16 protein-coding genes and 1 tRNA gene are annotated in these 16,916 nt (G+C 42.8%); 13 read left to right on the top strand and 4 right to left on the bottom strand.

All coding sequences use genetic code 11. The annotated features are described in order from the left end of the window. Window positions 1–33: 33 nt before the first annotated feature. Window positions 34–1,632, top strand: coding sequence for a response regulator (locus ACMXYO_RS14375; protein WP_415885797.1), 1,599 nt, complete (start codon window positions 34–36; stop codon window positions 1,630–1,632). A gap of 13 nt (window positions 1,633–1,645) precedes the next feature. Here ACMXYO_RS14375 and ACMXYO_RS14370 read toward each other — a convergent pair. The 4 genes from ACMXYO_RS14370 to flgA all read right to left on the bottom strand — a co-directional run bounded on the left by ACMXYO_RS14370 (window position 1,646) and on the right by flgA (window position 3,422). After that, window positions 1,646–1,722: transfer RNA gene (locus ACMXYO_RS14370), tRNA-Arg, on the bottom strand. A gap of 73 nt (window positions 1,723–1,795) precedes the next feature. Further along, on the bottom strand, window positions 1,796–2,275 hold the full coding sequence (locus ACMXYO_RS14365) for a flagella synthesis protein FlgN (protein WP_415885795.1): 480 nt from the start codon (window positions 2,273–2,275) through the stop codon (window positions 1,796–1,798). A gap of 8 nt (window positions 2,276–2,283) precedes the next feature. Continuing rightward, entirely contained in the window at window positions 2,284–2,592 is a 309-nt protein-coding gene (flgM, locus tag ACMXYO_RS14360; RefSeq protein ID WP_415885794.1) for a flagellar biosynthesis anti-sigma factor FlgM, read from the bottom strand. 134 nt (window positions 2,593–2,726) lie between these two features. After that, entirely contained in the window at window positions 2,727–3,422 is a 696-nt protein-coding gene (gene flgA / locus ACMXYO_RS14355; RefSeq protein WP_415885793.1) for a flagellar basal body P-ring formation chaperone FlgA, read from the bottom strand. A gap of 76 nt (window positions 3,423–3,498) precedes the next feature. On the opposite strand from flgA, the gene ACMXYO_RS14350 reads away from it, so the two are divergent. The 12 genes from ACMXYO_RS14350 to flgK all read left to right on the top strand — a co-directional run bounded on the left by ACMXYO_RS14350 (window position 3,499) and on the right by flgK (window position 16,916). Next, window positions 3,499–4,434, top strand: a complete 936-nt coding sequence (locus ACMXYO_RS14350) for a chemotaxis protein CheV (RefSeq protein WP_415885792.1) — start codon at window positions 3,499–3,501, stop codon at window positions 4,432–4,434. Between the two features lie 31 nt (window positions 4,435–4,465). Beyond that, on the top strand, window positions 4,466–5,317 hold the full coding sequence (locus ACMXYO_RS14345; RefSeq protein WP_415885790.1) for a CheR family methyltransferase: 852 nt from the start codon (window positions 4,466–4,468) through the stop codon (window positions 5,315–5,317). 250 nt (window positions 5,318–5,567) lie between these two features. Continuing rightward, the gene (gene flgB, locus ACMXYO_RS14340) at window positions 5,568–5,966 is read left to right on the top strand and encodes a flagellar basal body rod protein FlgB (RefSeq protein WP_415888108.1); all 399 of its coding nucleotides are present in this window, start codon (window positions 5,568–5,570) and stop codon (window positions 5,964–5,966) included. 2 nt (window positions 5,967–5,968) lie between these two features. Further along, a complete protein-coding gene (gene flgC / locus ACMXYO_RS14335) occupies window positions 5,969–6,406 on the top strand; it encodes a flagellar basal body rod protein FlgC (RefSeq protein WP_415885788.1) in 438 nt (145 codons plus the stop codon). 23 nt (window positions 6,407–6,429) lie between these two features. After that, window positions 6,430–7,128 carry a flagellar hook assembly protein FlgD gene (locus ACMXYO_RS14330; protein ID WP_415885787.1) on the top strand — a complete coding sequence of 233 codons (699 nt, stop codon included), beginning with the start codon at window positions 6,430–6,432 and terminating at the stop codon, window positions 7,126–7,128. 10 nt (window positions 7,129–7,138) lie between these two features. Continuing rightward, window positions 7,139–9,106 carry a flagellar hook protein FlgE gene (locus ACMXYO_RS14325; RefSeq protein WP_415885785.1) on the top strand — a complete coding sequence of 656 codons (1,968 nt, stop codon included), beginning with the start codon at window positions 7,139–7,141 and terminating at the stop codon, window positions 9,104–9,106. A 134-nt stretch (window positions 9,107–9,240) separates the two neighbouring features. Further along, window positions 9,241–9,981 carry a flagellar basal-body rod protein FlgF gene (gene flgF / locus ACMXYO_RS14320; protein ID WP_415885783.1) on the top strand — a complete coding sequence of 247 codons (741 nt, stop codon included), beginning with the start codon at window positions 9,241–9,243 and terminating at the stop codon, window positions 9,979–9,981. Window positions 9,982–10,002: 21 nt separating this feature from the next. Continuing rightward, window positions 10,003–10,788, top strand: coding sequence for a flagellar basal-body rod protein FlgG (gene flgG / locus ACMXYO_RS14315; protein ID WP_415885782.1), 786 nt, complete (start codon window positions 10,003–10,005; stop codon window positions 10,786–10,788). A 21-nt stretch (window positions 10,789–10,809) separates the two neighbouring features. Next, window positions 10,810–11,487, top strand: a complete 678-nt coding sequence (gene flgH, locus ACMXYO_RS14310; RefSeq protein ID WP_415885781.1) for a flagellar basal body L-ring protein FlgH — start codon at window positions 10,810–10,812, stop codon at window positions 11,485–11,487. Window positions 11,488–11,498: 11 nt separating this feature from the next. Next, window positions 11,499–12,587, top strand: coding sequence for a flagellar basal body P-ring protein FlgI (locus ACMXYO_RS14305; RefSeq protein WP_415885779.1), 1,089 nt, complete (start codon window positions 11,499–11,501; stop codon window positions 12,585–12,587). Then, the gene (gene flgJ / locus ACMXYO_RS14300; RefSeq protein WP_415885777.1) at window positions 12,587–13,624 is read left to right on the top strand and encodes a flagellar assembly peptidoglycan hydrolase FlgJ; all 1,038 of its coding nucleotides are present in this window, start codon (window positions 12,587–12,589) and stop codon (window positions 13,622–13,624) included. Before ACMXYO_RS14305 ends, flgJ begins: the two co-directional genes overlap by 1 nt. 76 nt (window positions 13,625–13,700) lie before the next feature. After that, on the top strand, window positions 13,701–16,916 hold the full coding sequence (flgK, locus tag ACMXYO_RS14295) for a flagellar hook-associated protein FlgK (protein ID WP_415885775.1): 3,216 nt from the start codon (window positions 13,701–13,703) through the stop codon (window positions 16,914–16,916).

Here is a 16,916-nt window from a genome sequence, read left to right as displayed (position 1 = left end):
TCAAATATCTTTTTTGCGTATATGGACGGTTGAGTGGCGAAAGTAGATTATTCTGATAAGCAAGTTCTACTGATAGAAAGCAGTGGCAACATGCGATCTACTATCTTCTATATGCTGAGGAGTATGGGTGTTGCCAATCTCAAGGCAGTTACTATTAATGATCGGGTTTTAAATGAAATTTCAGAGAATAACTACGATGTTATTCTTCTCGGTCATAATGTGAATGATAGTCTCACCGGTATCCAGTTGCTGGAAGAATGCCGTTATCGAGGTTTTATAAAGCCTACTGCTTGCTGGATCTTTATGACCAGTGATGCTTCTCAAGAAGTGGTTCTACACGCAATTGATAGCCGCCCAGATGATATGATCATGAAGCCTTTTTCGGTGGATGAATTAAAGCATCGTTTGGATAATATTCTTTATCGAAAATCCGTGTTTAAGCCTGTCGATGATGCCTTGGAAATTGGCGATCTTCCGGCAGCTATTACATTTTGTAAGTATAACTTTGCTTCCTATGATGCAGAATATGATGAAGCTCAACTGATTCTTGCCCGTTTGCTGCTTAAATTTCAGAGGCCTAAAGAGAGTGCCAAGGTTGCTGAAAAGCAATATTGGAAGAGTCATGATAAAGAAGCAGGTATCGTTTGGGCAGAAGCCATGCTGCAGCAGGAACAGTTCAAAGAGGCAAAGGCTCTCCTACTAGAGCTTATAGCAGAGTACCCATTGTTGATTGCCGCATATGATTTGCTTGCTCAGACTCATGAAAAAGAAGGGGATTTGGATCAAGCAAGAGAGGCTGTTGCTGAAGCAACACAGAAGTCGCCGATGGGCATTCCTCGCCAGATGGAATTGGGGCGTTTAGCTACACAAACGAAACAACTAGATATGGCGGGTGGGGCTTATAAAAAGTCTATCGTCCTAGGTCGACGTAGCTGCTATAAATCTCCTGATCCTTACCTTCGTCTTGCCAACGTAAAGCGGTTAGAAGCTAAAAATGCAGATGGTGGTATGGCTATCGAGCTCTTTAATGAGTTTGAAAATACGATAGCGCAAGCTTATCAAGCCTTTCCTCGTGATGAGCGGTTGCAAGTTCGAGCGTCTCTTCTGAAAAGTGAGATGTATCATCAGGTAGGTGATACTGATGCTGCTAATAAAGCTACCAGGGATGCTCAACGAATAAACTCAGAGCTAGCTGCCCCTTTAGATCTTGATCGAGAACTGCTCAGTGTGATGGGGGATGCGGTTCCGATCCTAGAGCCTGCGGCCAAACCGAAGAAAGTACCTGGTAAGAAACATGATCCGGATATGAGTATCAAAGTGAATCGTTTGGGTGTGAAACACTATCTTTCTGGAAAAATGCCTCAAGCCCTTAAGTATTTTGGTTTGGCGACGGAATACGATTCAAGCAACGTGAATGCTTTGTTGAATTTAGCCCAACTTTTCTTAGAAACGGCCAGAGATAGTAAAGAGAAGCGCGATGAGCGTATTAAAATGGTCCAGCGTTATCTAAAACTATCTGAACGGATTAATTTGGAAGGTATTGAGCTTGATAAGCAGCACCAGCTAAGGCGCTATCTGAGCCATGATGTCGCTCTGTTGCCGAAAGGTTCTTTAGGTAATTTATTGCGATAGATAGCAAAGAAAATGGCGTCCCAGAGAGGATTCGAACCCCTGGCCTGTCCCTTAGGAGGGGACCGCTCTATCCAGCTGAGCTACTGGGACATGCTTGTTGAGTTTTCGTGCTTGTAGGTAGATTTTACAATCGAGTCATTCGATATAGAAGGGTTGAAGCGGTTTAAGCCTTGCCTAAGCTACTTTGTGCTTTGTACAGTTTTGAGGCTCCAGCCTTGCCATAAAGTTGGTCTTGTTTCTTATGGCCACGAACTATAGCGAGTAATTGGTTGACGTTTTGCTGATTACGATAGATAGCTTGTTCATTGCGCTTGTTTTTATGTTGTAGCTCTTTAAGGTGGCGTTTGATTTCTGCATAAAATGCATTAGTTTGCTGTGCGGCAGGGGTGTTGTCATCCTGAGCGGAGTAATCTTCGGAACCTATCTCAATACCAAAAGATTTTAATAAGGCTACACGTTCAAGAGTGAAGTTATGGAACTTGTTAATCACACCCATTTTTTCTTGGGTGATATCACTTAATTGTTCAAGGTCCTTGCTACTGAGTGCTTCGAGCTCTCTGTCGTAAACCGTACTAAGTGATTCTAAAAGCAAAATACCCTGCTTAAGCAGGGTATCTAGTTTTGTATATTGTTGTTCGGTCATAGCGAAATTTACAATAGGTTGTCAAAGCTCAGCATCTTCTCTGCTACACGTTCAGCATTGATTTGATAGCTGCCACTTTCAATTTCTTGTTTTAGTCGCTCGACACGCTCGCTGTCCACATCAGGTGCATTGGCCAGTTGTTTTTCAACATTCTGCAGTGTCTGAGCTGCATTGCTGAGTTTAACTGTATCACCTTTACTGGACGGAGACTGCGCAGGGGCATCATTGCTACCAGTTTTGGTGGCATTACCTTCGCCTGCTCGTGCACGAGTGCTATTCGTCTGCGACGATGACAGGCCCGTGATGTCGTTAATCATTTTTCCGTCCTCAAACTTGTATCTGAACCAGCTTATCGGCGGCTAATTTGGAAACTTTAGAAAAATATTTTTTCTTTAATGAATTCGAGTATAGCAGTTGTAAGCAGATGAAACCATGTTGGATTGACAGTGTTTTATGGGGTTCGAACCAGCCCTGCTTCAATAACTACAGCTTTAACAATGTTGCCTGAACGATCATTTTTAACCTTTATTTGCTGGCCAATACTTCCATCCTCTAAAGCTGTCCCAGCTGCTCTGATTGAAATGCCGCTACGTTTAGCTTCGATAATAACAGAGTTTCCGCGTGACACGGCTAAAGGGGGTTTTAGCATTGAAGCAGTAAAAATTGTGCCTGCTGCAATACTTCTTTTCGTAGTCCAGCCTATAATTTCTTCAGTGTGAAGAAAATATGCTGAACGAATGTTGGTGATATCGACTTGAGTTCTTTGGATATGCTGGGAACTCAAACGAGTATTTCTTGGAAGGCTGGTACTGCTGATTACAGCTGTACCATAGAGTTTAATTTGTGCTGTAACAAAAAGTTGCCACATTGGAGATGGACAGCGTGCTCGAAAGGTGATTCTGCTTCCGTTTCCTTTAGGTGATTGAAATTCTAGGGGTTGTAGGCAGTTTTTTAGTTTGATTTTTCGGCTAATCGGGTTAAGTTTGATCTCAGTTCGCGCATCCGGCTTAGCTTTTTTGTAATGTTCTTGCAGAAAAAGTAGCGCCTCCTGCTCTAATTTTTCGGTTTGATCGGCTGCTAAAGCGCCGAATGAGGCCAAAAGAACAGTGGTTAGGAAGAAAAGTCGTGTTAAATTATGCTTATTCACGTTGTTGTAACTAACATTATGTTTATGTAACGGCGTACAAACAGAATAGATTTAATCTCTACGGGATTATTAGATCATGTCAGGTATCCTAGATAGTGTAAACCTGCGTACCCAAATGGTAGGGCAGAACAGGCTAGAGTTGTTATTGTTTGGTTTGGAAACGGATCAACAATACGGCATCAATGTTTTTAAAGTGCGTGAAGTTTTACAGTGCCCCGATCTTACTGAGGTGCCTCGTCAGACTTCCGCTATTAAAGGTATGGCGCATATTCGCGGCGAGACAATTCCTGTACTGGATCTGTCTGAAGCTGTTGGACGCCAAACCGTTCCTCATGAGCAAAGGCAAGACTGTTTCTTGATTGTTGCTGAGTATAACCGTCGAACGCTTGCATTCTTGGTTCGCAAAGTTGATCGGATTTTAAATACTCAGTGGGATCAGATAATGGCCCCTCCAACAGAAATCGGTGTGGAGAATTATCTGACAGCCATTTTCGAATATGAAGGTAAACTCATCGAAATTTTGGATGTGGAGCAGATCCTGGCAGACCTATATCCAATGCCAACAGAAGTCAGTAAAGATGTAGCTGATGACAAGGTTCGTGAAAAAGCTCGTGAACATCAAATTCTGATTGTCGATGATTCTTCTGTAGCCCGTAATCAGATGCAAAGAAGTTTGGAGAATTTGGGTATCAAGGTGACGTCGTGCAACAACGGCCGCATGGCTTGGGACTTGTTGCGTGATATGGCTGATCGTGGAACTGATGTTACAGAACACTTTTTGATGGTTATTTCGGATATTGAAATGCCAGAAATGGATGGGTACACGCTAACTTCTATGATTCGTGAAGACGAGCGTATGAGTGCTATGCATGTAGTGCTACATACATCTTTATCGGGTGGCTTCAACGTGTCTATGGTTAAAAAAGTAGGGGCTGATGGTTTCCTCGCTAAGTTTAATCCGGATGACCTAGCGACAGCTGTAGTACAGCGCATCCAGCAAGTAGAAAAATAATCAGTCATAGGTTAGGGGTATTACTCTTTCTATGAGTATTTCCGGTAGATCAAACTTTACTATTACGGATGCTGACTTTGAGTTGTTCAGTCGCTTCCTTGAGGATAGTAGTGGGATATTGCTTGCGAAGCATAAGCAATACCTTGTACAAAGCCGTTTGGGGAAAATTGTCCAGGAAAATAATTGTCCTGGTTTAAAAGAACTGATTACTAAACTGCAGAGCCCTACATCAAAACGTTTGCGTGAGCAGGTCATCGATGCGATGACTACCAATGAAACTTTATGGTTTAGGGACGTTCATCCATTCGACATTTTACGTGATCGTATTGTGCCCGAAATGCTAGGGCAGGGTGTTGGTTCTAACAAAATTAGAATTTGGTCGGCCGCATGCTCTACAGGTCAAGAACCCTATTCAATCAGTATGACGCTGGATGAATTTAAGAAAAAAACACCGGGTAAGTTGGTTTCAGAAGAGATCATTGCTACAGATATATCGACTCAAGTGCTAGAGCAGGCGCGTAGAGGTGAATATGAAATGTTGGCGATAGGTCGCGGCCTCTCTCAAGAGCGACTAACACAGCACTTCCGAGAAACGTCTAACGGCAGTTGGGCGGTAAAACCGGAAATAAAATCTAAGGTGAGATTTCAAAGTATTAATCTACTTGGTCAATATACATCGATGGGTAAATTTGATGTTATTTTCTGTCGAAATGTATTGATTTATTTCTCCAGTGAGAAAAAAACTGAAATTTTGTCAAAGATGCATGGGGTGTTAAAGCCAGGGGGGTATTTAATCCTTGGTGCCTCAGAATTCCTTTCTGGATTATCTAATAAATACAAAATGATTCATTGCCGGCCAGGTATTATTTACCAAGCCATATAGCATGCTAGTTCGTGCATTAATAAAAAAGCCGCTTACCAAAGGTAAGCGGCTTTTTTTATTGCCCCTTAATTGTTCTTTTAGTTCATAGCCTTTGCCGCCAGCGGCAATGTGGCGGTTTTAGATTGCCGTTTTTATAAGGGATGAGGTTTAGAATAATTGCGATAGCCATTTAAGCCACTGAAAATTAAGGATTTTAATGGCTTGGCATGTTGATTGCTTTATTTGGAGTAATATTAAAAGAGGCAATGAAATGGCAATTAGTTTTGACGCAGCTTTGGGAATTCACGATGACGCACTTATGCACCGTGCACGTCGTGCAGAGGTTTTAGCTAATAATATTGCTAATGCCGATACACCTAACTTTAAAGCCAGAGATATCGAATTTGCTGAAGCTTTAGAGCATGTGTCGACTAAAATGAATGTAAAACAGGTTGCAACTTCTTCAGGGCATAACACTGAGTTGCTAGAGCCTGATTTGGCGGCAGATATGATGTTCCGTATTCCTAACCAAGCTTCTGTTGATGGTAACACTGTTGAGGTTCAGCAAGAGATGGCACGTTACACAGAGAATGCTATGGATTACCAGACGTCATTTCATTTCCTAAATAAGAAGTTTACTGGTCTCAAATCAGCGATTAAGGGTGAATAATCATGTCATTGAGTAATGTATTTGGTATCGCTGGTTCGGCTATGAACGCTCAGACAATCCGCTTAAATACGACTGCCAGTAATATGGCTAATGCGGAAAGTGTGAGTTCTAGTGTTGATGATACTTATAGAGCTCGAAAGCCAGTTTTTGCTGTACAGCAAGTTGATCCGTTAGCGGAACCTGACAATGAGTTTGGAATCGCTGCAGGTCAAGGGGTACAGGTGCTTGGGATTGTGGAAAGTGAGGCTGAATTACGCCAAGAATACAATCCAGCGCATCCTATGGCTGATGAGGAAGGGTTTGTGTATTACCCGAATGTAAATGTTGTAGAAGAGATGGCGGATATGATTTCAGCATCTCGATCTTTCCAGATTAATACCGAGATTATGAATACTGCCAAGCAGATGCTTCAGCAGACGATCAGACTTGGGCAGCAATAATTTAAGAAACGAGGTTTTTGGCCATGAGTAACGTTAATGGCGTAAATCAGAACGTTTTTGATCAGATAAACAAGGCGAATCAATCTTCCAGTACGCAGAAAAGCCAGACGGAAGAAGATAGTGATATGTTTATGCGGCTGATGATTGCTCAGTTGCAGAATCAAGACCCATCTAGTCCTGCTGATACAACTGACTTTATGCAGCAGATAGCGACTATGTCACAGGTCGAGAGTATTAACCAACTTAATACTTCTGTGAATGAAATGTCGCAGTCGATGCTATCAAGTCAGGCTGCATTACAAGCATCCTCTATGGTGGGTCAGTCAGTGTTTATTCCTGGTGATACCTCTGAGGTAGGGACTGCCATGAATCCGTTCGCGAAAGGTGCTTTCAATTTGGAAACCAGTGCCTCAGACGTAAGAATTAAGGTTTATAACTCAAGCGGAACTTTAGTTGACAATATGCAGCTAGGTGCGGTTGAGCAAGGCGAACATGAGTTTGCTTGGCAGATGCGGTTCGATGAAGACGGTAATCCGGAACACCCTCCGGGAGACTATACGTTCGTGATCGAACGCCTAGAAGATAATGAATATCAAGCGGTTGATACCAGCATGGCCTATCGAGTTAACAGTGTGACTCTGGGTGAAAATGGTATTGGTATGAAAGTGAACACAACAGCTGGCACATTTGATATCAGCGATGTGAAACAGATAGGCGTGTGAGGATAAGACTATGTCAGGTTTTAATACAGCCGTTAACGGCTTAAAAGCGGCTACTACAGATCTCGATGTAACTGGCAACAATATTGCGAACGCGAGTACTGTCGGTTTCAAATCATCTCGAACTGAATTTGGTGATATTTATGCAACGGCGGTTGTGGGGGCTGGTGCTTCTAACGTTCCAGGTGCAGGTGTAACAGTAACTGATATCGCACAAGATTTTAAAGCGGGAACCATTCAGTTTACGAACAATAACCTTGATCTAGCAATTAATGGCTCGGGCTTTTTTCAGCTAGATGATGGTCAAGGCAGTACCACCTATACCCGTGCGGGCTCTTTTGAACTAGATAAAAATGGCTTTGTAGTTTCTAAAACAGGTGCTTTTCTTCAAGGATACGGTCTTGATTCTGAAGGTAACCGTTTGCCTATCGATAATCTTGCGGTTACCCAGAAAGAGAGCCCTCCAAAGGCAACAGAGGAGATTGATCTGTCTTTTAACATCGATTCCCGTGAAGATGCTGCTACGCTTTTGCCTGATTATGATAAGGATGAACCTGGTTCATTTACCTATAGTACAACTATACGAACTTTTGATAGTTTGGGTAATGAGCACACAATTAAATTTAATATGGCTGAAGCGCGGCCTTATCAGGCTCAGCAACAGGTTACTGGTATTGAGGAAGGCGATACAATTTCGGGTGTTGCAATTACTGGTAATGTGGGTACACCAATTCCACCAGCTATCACCAATGATCTAACTGAATTAGCGGGCTATCCGGCGGGGACAGTATTAGATTCATTTTCGGGAAGTGCTTTTTTCGACAAGCTTACCGATCCGGTTAATGGTGATGCGCGTATTCAGAGTATCATCGTAAATGGTCCTGATGATATTACGCTAAGATTTAAATCTGAGTTTCCCGAGCCTGATCTTGTGCAGATTAATGATGCAGATGCAGGGGGGGAGTTAGTTGTCACTGAAATAGCAGAAATTGCAGCTAATGAAACATACGCTTTCCCTATCACTGGGCCTACAGTAGATGATCTTGTATTAGAAATTGGCGGTATAACGCTTCCAGCGATTCCGTCAGGATCAACTGAAGATCAGATTGGTCAGGCAATTACAGCATCAGAAGCAAGAATTAAAGATGCTAACCCCGATGTTGAATCTGTTATATATGACAACATTAATAAACAGGTGACCATCACTTATAAGGCCGAAGCGGGTGATATTAATGCTTCTGATGCAATTACATTCGTTGCGACTGCCGGTACTAACCAGATAGGGGCTCCGACAATTAAAGATGGAGATAATTCCTTCCAAGGCGTTTATCGGATGTACGCTTATCTAAATGGCACGGAAACTTTAGATATCGGTAAGGCTTTAGATCCAGGTGAAGCGGGTACTGGTACTGAGCCTGGACCTGTACTTATTAAGTTTAATCCAGCGAATGGTTTGTTGTCAGGCATCAATGGTCAACAGTTTTCGGTTGGAGCAATTGTCCCGAGTATTACTATTTTGGGGGCGGACCCAGCGGACTCCACAACTGAAATTGAACTAGATATAACAAATACTACTCAGTTTGCTTCGGCATCTATTGTAAAAGCCTCGCAACAAGATGGATATACTAAGGGTGACCTGATTGGTGTAACTTTTAGTGCCTCCGGTGAAATGGTGGCTAGCTTCTCCAATGGACAAAATCAGGATCTTGGTGTTGTTGCTATAGCAACTTTTGAAAACCAATCGGGTTTATCTCCTTCTGGGGATACTGAGTGGACGGCAACATTTGCTTCAGGTAATGCGATTCTCAACCCGCCAGGTACAGGCTTGAATGGTACGTTGCAATCAGCTGCTCTTGAGCAATCAAACGTTGATTTGTCAGCAGAGCTTGTAGCATTGATTGAAGCCCAGCGGAATTTCCAGGCTAACTCTAAGACGTTGGAAACACTGAATACAGTGACGCAGAATATTCTTCAGATTTAATCTGGATTAGTCATCTTTTAACTCAAAAAGACCGCTTAAGCGGTCTTTTTGAGTTTCTGGCATACCCTTTGCTTTATATATCCATATAAGAATTCAACGAGATGCGGCAAAGCCGCTCAAACGAGAAGATAAAGATGGATAAGGTTCTATATTTAGCAATGAGTGGCGCCAGAGAGAATATGCTGGCTCAGCAAGCTCATGCCAATAACCTTGCAAATGCAAATACCTCAGGTTTTAAAGCGGATTTGGCTCAAGCCCGCGCTATGCAGGTATTTGGCGAGGGGCATGCCTCTCGCGTTTATGCTCAAACTGAACGCCCAGCTACAGATATGACAAGTGGGACGTTAATCGAAACTGGACGCAAGTTGGACATCGCTGTGGCAGGTGATGGTTGGTTTTCTGTGATTCGCCCTGATGGCACTGAGGGGTATACACGTGCCGGCTCACTGCAGATCAATGCCGCTAACCAGCTTGTTACAGGAAGTGGCTTGCCGGTGATGGGCAATGGCGGAATTCCTATTGTATTGCCTCCTTTCGAAGAAATTGAAGTTTCTACCAGCGGAATCATCACCATTCGCCCATTAGGTGAAAATGCTGCAGAACTGCTAGTGGCAGATCAAATTAAGCTTGTAAATCCTGATCCTCAGACTCTCTTCAAAGGACCTGATGGCTTGATGACAAATGGCGGTGAGCCTGAATTGGCGGACCCGAATGTACGTATCCGTTCAGGGTATATTGAATCAAGTAATGTCAATGCTGTTAGTGAATTGACTGGGATTATATCGACATCCCGCCAATTCGAAATGCAAATTAAAATGATGAAAACTGCACAAGAAAATTCAGAAACTGCAGCAACTATTTTGAAAATATCTTAATAATCACCTGAGGATTGAATAATGCACGGTGCACTAAGCGTAGCTAAAACAGGAATGACTGCTCAGGATACAAATCTGAAGGTGATTTCGAACAACTTGGCCAACGTATCGACTGTTGGTTTCAAGAAAGATAACGTAGTTTTTGAAGATCTGATGTATCAGGTACGCCGTCAGCCAGGCGCTCAAACAGCAGAAGAAGCACAGCTTCCGTCAGGCTTACAAATTGGTTTAGGTGTACGGACTGTAGGAACGCAAAAAATCTTTTCTGCAGGTGATATGGAAGTTACTGGCGAGCCATTTGATGTTGCAATAAATGGACGAGGGTTTCTGCAAGTAACTTTGCCTAATGGGGATACAGCTTATACGCGAAATGGGCAATTACATTTAAACGGTGATAGTCAAGTAGTTACCCCAGAGGGCTACTTGCTCGAGCCAGAACTTACGTTGCCAAATGATGTACTTAGCTTTTCGATTGGCACTGATGGAATAGTTACAGTTACCACTCCAGATAGTCCACAAGGTACCCAGATCGGGCAAATGCAGCTTGCAGACTTTGTTAACCCTCAGGGGCTGCAGTCACAAGGCCAAAATTTATATATCGAAACTGCATCTAGTGGTGCTCCTGTAGTCAGTAATCCAGGGGAAAATGGTACAGCGGTACTTATTCAAGGGTCGTTGGAAAACTCAAATGTAAATTCAGTTGAAGAGTTGGTGGATATGATTACTACCCAGCGAGCATATGAAATGAATTCAAAAGTTATCTCTACAGCTGACGAGATGCTTTCTTATGTCAGCCAGCAGCTGTAATGAGATATTGAGGTTATAACGATGAAAAAACTTATCACTGCTTTTGTATCTATTACATTGTTACTTACAGGTTGTGTGCAGAAACAAGTTAAACCAAATAACCCTGAGTATGCACCTGTAGTGCCTCAGGCATTAACGCAGCCTGCACCAGTGAATGGTTCAATCTACAATTCTGCAACAAGCATAAACTTGTATGGTGATGGTAGAGCCCACAGAATCGGTGATATTTTGACAATCACATTGCAAGAAAGTACTAGTTCTCAAAAAAGTGCGACAACAGAATTAGACAAATCTAGCAGTTTGACGCTGACACAACCAACGATATTAGGTGATGCGGTATCGCTTAATGGCAAACCACTAAGTGCTTCGATTACTGGTCCGACAACCGCATTCGAAGGTGAGGGCTCTTCTGATATGAGTAATAACCTGACAGGTAATATTACAGTTACAGTGCATGATGTTCTGCCAAACGGTGTTTTGTTGGTTAAAGGTGAAAAGTGGTTAACCTTAAATCAGGGCGATGAATATATCCGAATCAGCGGCATGGTCAGACCGCAGGATATAGGCTCAGATAATACAGTTGCCTCGACTAAACTTGCTGACGCGCGTATAGCTTACAGTGGTACTGGAGCAGTTCATGACACTAATGTAATGGGGTGGGTGTCTAAATTCTTTATCAGTGCATTGATGCCATTCTAAAGGTAGTGATGATGAAAAAAACATTAATTCTCATAACTTGCATGCTCGTGACCATTGTCGCTGAAGCAAGCCGCCTAAAAGATATGGTTAGTATTTCTGGTGTTCGCTCTAACCAATTAGTTGGTTATGGCTTGGTTGTTGGTCTTGATGGGACTGGTGATAAAACATCTTTTACTTCGCATACGTTCCGAAACATGTTGAATAACTTTGGTGTGGCGATTCCATCTACGATGAATCCTGCTTCTAAGAACATTGCGGCAGTAGCAATTCATGCTGATCTTCCTGCTTTTTCTAAGCCAGGCCAGCAGATTGATATTACTGTTTCGGCCATTGGCGATGCGAAAAGCTTACGTGGTGGTAGTTTACTTATGTCACCGTTGAAGGGAGCTGATGGTCAGGTTTATGCGGTAGCTCAAGGTAATTTAGTTGTCTCTGGCTTTGGTGTTCAGGGGGCTGATGGTTCTCGTCTTTCTTTGAATGTACCAAGCGTTGGTCGGATTCCGAATGGTGCTACGGTAGAGAGAGCTGTCCCAAGTGGTTTTACTCAAGGGGATAGCTTGGTGTTAAACCTTCATCGTCCCGATTTTACTACATCACGAAGAGTTGCGGAGGAAATTAACCATTTGTTAGGAGCTGGAATGGCGGCCTCAATGGATGCAACCTCAATCCGAGTAAGAGCTCCCCGCGACCCTAATCAACGCGTTTCTTTTCTCTCAGTACTAGAAAATCTAAATGTGGAACCGGCGAAAGATTCCGCAAAAGTCGTGATTAATTCACGTACCGGTACCATCATTATTGGTCAAAATGTTCAAGTCTCCCCTGTAGCGATTACTCATGGTGGTTTAACGGTAGCAATCGCAGAAGCTGCTGATGTAAATCAGCCAAATCCATTAGGTGGTGGCCAGACGGTTGTAACCCCTCGTACTGGAATCGTAGTAGATGAAGGTTCTGGTCATATGTTTGAGTTTGCGCCAGGTGCAAACTTGCAAGATATCGTTGAAGCAGTAAATCAGGTGGGTGCAGCTCCAGGTGACTTGATGGCTATTTTGGAAGCGCTGAAACAAGCGGGTGCCTTAAAAGCTGAATTGGTGGTGATCTAATGATTAAAACAGGCGCAGGCAATAATGCTCAACTTTATTCAGATCTGGCTGAGCTTCAAAAATTAAAAGCTAAAGCTAAAGGCGATAGTGATGAAGGCCTGCGTTTGGCCGCTCAGCAGTTTGAGCAACTTTTTGTCAGCATGTTACTGAAGTCTATGCGTGAAGCAAATGCCGCATTTGGTGAAGACAACTTTATGAATAGTAGTCAAACCAAAATGTTTCAAAGCATGTATGACAATCAGATCGCTCTAGAGATGTCAGGTGCTCAAGGTATTGGGTTGACTGATGTACTAGTGAGGCAGCTTGGTGGTCAGGTGGATAAAGAGAAACCTGAACTTAAACCTCTAGATACAAGCAGCCGGGAGCTTAATCGAGCTTTTGATCATGCAGCATCGGTTGCTGCTGCAGCGCTTTTAGCGAAGGCTGAAGGCCAAGAAAACCCTCCGGGAATAACGCTGACAGAAGATCAGAAAAGTACGGTTAAAGAAGTTTTTGAATCACAGATGGCTGCTGCTAAAAAAGTAGTAGATGAAAACCTTCCTGATCGTTTTGAATCTCCAGAAGAATTTGTTGAGAAGCTAATGCCGTTAGCTGAAAAAGTGGCTGGTGAGTTAGGGGTGGATCCTCGAGTGTTGCTAGCGCAGTCTGCTTTAGAAACGGGTTGGGGAAAATTTATGGTTCGATCTGCAGACGGTAGCAATGCAAATAACCTTTTCAATATAAAGGCGGATCGACGCTGGGATGGCGCAAGTGCGCAAGTTTCAACTCTGGAATATAGAGATGGCTTAGCACAAAAGGAAAAGGCTTTCTTTAGAAGCTATGACAGCTATGAAGACAGCTTTCGAGACTATGTTGATTTTCTGAAAACTAATCCGCGTTACAAAGTGGCGTTGGAAAGTACAGATGATCCATATAAATATGTGCAGCAATTACAGGAAGCAGGTTATGCAACTGATCCTAATTACGCTGACAAGATTAAAAATATTTTTGAGGGAGCTCTGCTCGCAAGTCGAAGTGATGGATCTAAAGAGGGTTAAGTAATAGTCGATAAACTATTACACAACTCTCCTTTATTCATCTTAAGAAGCAGACCAAATCTCAAAAGGAGTTCTCATGTCTTTCGGTTTATTATCTTTAGGCACACAGAGCCTACAGGCTAACCAAACGGCTCTGACAGTAACAGGTCAGAACATCAGTAATGTGAATACGGAAGGGTATAGCAGGCAAAGACCTGTGTTCCTATCTCGTGAAGATCAAGCCGGGGTGTTGGTAAATGACGTAGAGCGTATAGCTGATGAGTTCCTGAATAAGCAGATTTGGTCTGATAGTTCTACCTACAAGAGTTTTGAAATCTATCGTGACTATGCGAATGAGTTAGATAACCTTATGGCATCAGATGTCACCAGTGTATCTAAAGCGATGGATGATTATTTTGGTGCGCTACAGACTGCTGTTGATGATCCAGTAAGCTTGCCAAACCGCGAACTCTTTCTTGCGCAAGCAGATGCTTTAGTTAGACGATTTAATGATCTTGATTCAAATATTCGACGCCAAAATGAAACTATCAATGGAAGGTTAGAAAGCGCTACAGCGGCAGTAAATACCATCGCTCAGAATATAGCGCAGTTGAATGATGATATTCGTATTGCTACAGCTGCTGGGCAAGTTTCCAATGAACTATTGGACCAACGCGATGCAAAGCTTGAGGAGTTGTCCGAATATATTGGTTTTACCACGATCAGTGAACCGTCTACCGGTGAGGTTAGCGTATTTGTTGGTAACGGCGAACCTTTGGTGGTGGGCTTATCTGCTAATAAACTAGTTACTTCTTTAAACCCTGCAGACAGCAGTATGCTGAATATTTCCTTACAAACTGGGAATAATGAGGCTGATATAACTAGGCAAGTATCTGGAGGGATTATTGGCGGGACCTTAACTTATAGGGATACGACACTAAATCAGTCTCTTGATGAGTTGGGCCGGATCGCTCTGGTTTTTGCTGAAACAATGAATGAGCAGCACCAAAAAGGTATCGATCTTGATGGTAATGCAGGAGACCTTTTGTTTACGGATATTAATGCGCCTGCGGTTACCCAGAATAGAGTTATAGCTTATAGAGATAATGGTTCAACAGTAAATTCGACAGTAATTATCAATGAAGCGGATAAACTTCAAGCATCAGAATATAGTTTAATTTTTAATGATACGGGTACATTCACTATTACCCGTGAGTCTGATGGTATGCGTTGGGAAAGTAATACTCTTAATTTACAGTCGGATGTATCTGATGTTGATGAAGAGGGAGAATATGCATATGACCCTGTATCTGGTGAATTAGATCTACGGATTGATGGATTTAGCTTAAGCATGCGTACTGATACTGGATTTATTCCAGGTGATCAGTTTTTAATTCGTCCAACTCGGAATGCAGCTTCAGAAATTGATACAGTACTCACCAATGGACGTCAACTCGCATTGGCAGCGCCATTAGCAGTGGCTGAATCAGGATCTAATCAAGGTACAGGCGAAGTTGAAGTTATTATTACGGACCCTGAGTTTGCTACGTTGTCTAATGTTGAGAATACATTAACACCTCCAGTAACTGCCGGATTGGCCGTTGTTGATCCTGCAGTTACGCCTTTAACGTTCCAAGTTTCTGACTATACGAAAATTAATAACTTATCTTTTCCTATAAGTGTGGAGCATTTAGCGCCTGGTACAGGTAGTTATGAAGTTAAAGACAGTACTGGAGCCACTATTTTTGGTCCAGCTGTACCTGCTCCAACTGCGACAGAGATAGATCTCGATGCTGCTTATGGTTTGACCTTAACTGTGGGCGGAACTGGGTCTGCAGTTGGTGTATCTTCAATCGAGTATGACTCAACGGTAATTGATGATAATAGGTTAACGCCTCCTTTACAGGTTGCTTTTTTACCTGAGCTAGAAGGTGTTGCGAATACTGGGAATCAGTTTGTATCTTTGCCTGCTGATATAAATGTGACCGTAGGAACGACAGGTTTAAGTTTTTCGTCTGATGCAGTCACCCTAACTGATGCTGAAGAAGTTGGAAGTGTAGGTTATCCCTTAACTTTTGATTCTTTAGGGGGGGGGAATTATCAGGTAACTCCTGCGTCAGGAGGTCCTTTTGTTGTAACTGCTTCAGTATCAGGTACTGATGTTGTTTTTGATATGACAGATCAGATTGGCCTGAAAATAAGTGCTACCGGGGTTGTTGATGGCGCAGGTTTAAATAGCTTTACAGTACAGCCAGCAGATGTAAATAAGGTTGAGCATACTCCTGTTTTTACAGCGCAAACGGGTAATCCTTCAGCAACAGGTTCTATTGAAGCAAGAGTTACCGATACTGCATTGGTTGGTGCTGCACAGTATCCTCTAACCGTTACTTATACCAATGTTCCAGCGGGTACTTATGAGGTTGCTGATACAGCAGGAAACACGCTTTATTCAGGGGTGGCTGATGCTGATGGTAACCTTTCATTGCCAAGCCTTGGCCTAGATATTCATGTAGATACAGATATTGCCGTCAATGATACAGTGACAATCGCTCCTGAGCAGAATTCTAATATTAATAGTGCTGCAGCTATCAATAACATACGAGTAACTGATGAGCGTTTAATGGGGGCTGTTACCTTCCCTGTTCAAGTTGTTTATGACGGTGGTTCAAGTACCTATGTAGTTACAGATTCAGCAAACCCTTCGACAGTCTTGTTTAACGGCGGGGCCCAATCTGGCGCTTTGGACATGACTAAAACATTTGGTTTTGCGATTGATGTTAATAACCCTCCAGAAGTACCGGGGAATGGTGATAGCTTTATTATTCAGCACTCTCCTGACTCAAAAGAAGCTGCTTATGTCGTCCTAACTGATGGGGATGGTGATCGTGTTGTCCGTGAATATGAGCCTAATTCGCCTATAGCATTATCTGGCTATGAGGTTGTTATCAATAACAGGCCTCAAGTGGGTGATACGTTTGAGATTACTCTAAATACAGGTGGAGTTTCAGATAATAGGAATTCCCTTTTAATGTCTGACCTTCAGGCAGAAAAATTGATTGATGGTGCTTCTTATCAGGATCAGTATGGGCTGAATGTAGAACGAGTGGGTTCAGAAGCTGCTGTCGCACAGGTAAATGCTAAGGCTGGTAAATCAGTTTTAGATGCAAATATTGCAACGCGTGAAGGGATTTCAGGTGTTAATTTGGATGAAGAAGCAGCGAAGCTGGTTCAGTTTCAACAAGCTTATCAGGCTTCTGCTCAGTTGATTCGGGCAGCGCAGACAATTTTTGATACGTTGCTTCAAAGTGTATAG

The organism is Neptuniibacter sp. QD37_6 (assembly GCF_047778085.1).
Taxonomy (GTDB): Bacteria; Pseudomonadota; Gammaproteobacteria; order Pseudomonadales; family Balneatricaceae; genus Neptuniibacter.
The sequence above is the reverse complement of the archived record's forward strand: the minus strand, read 5'-3'. Positions and strand labels throughout refer to the sequence as shown.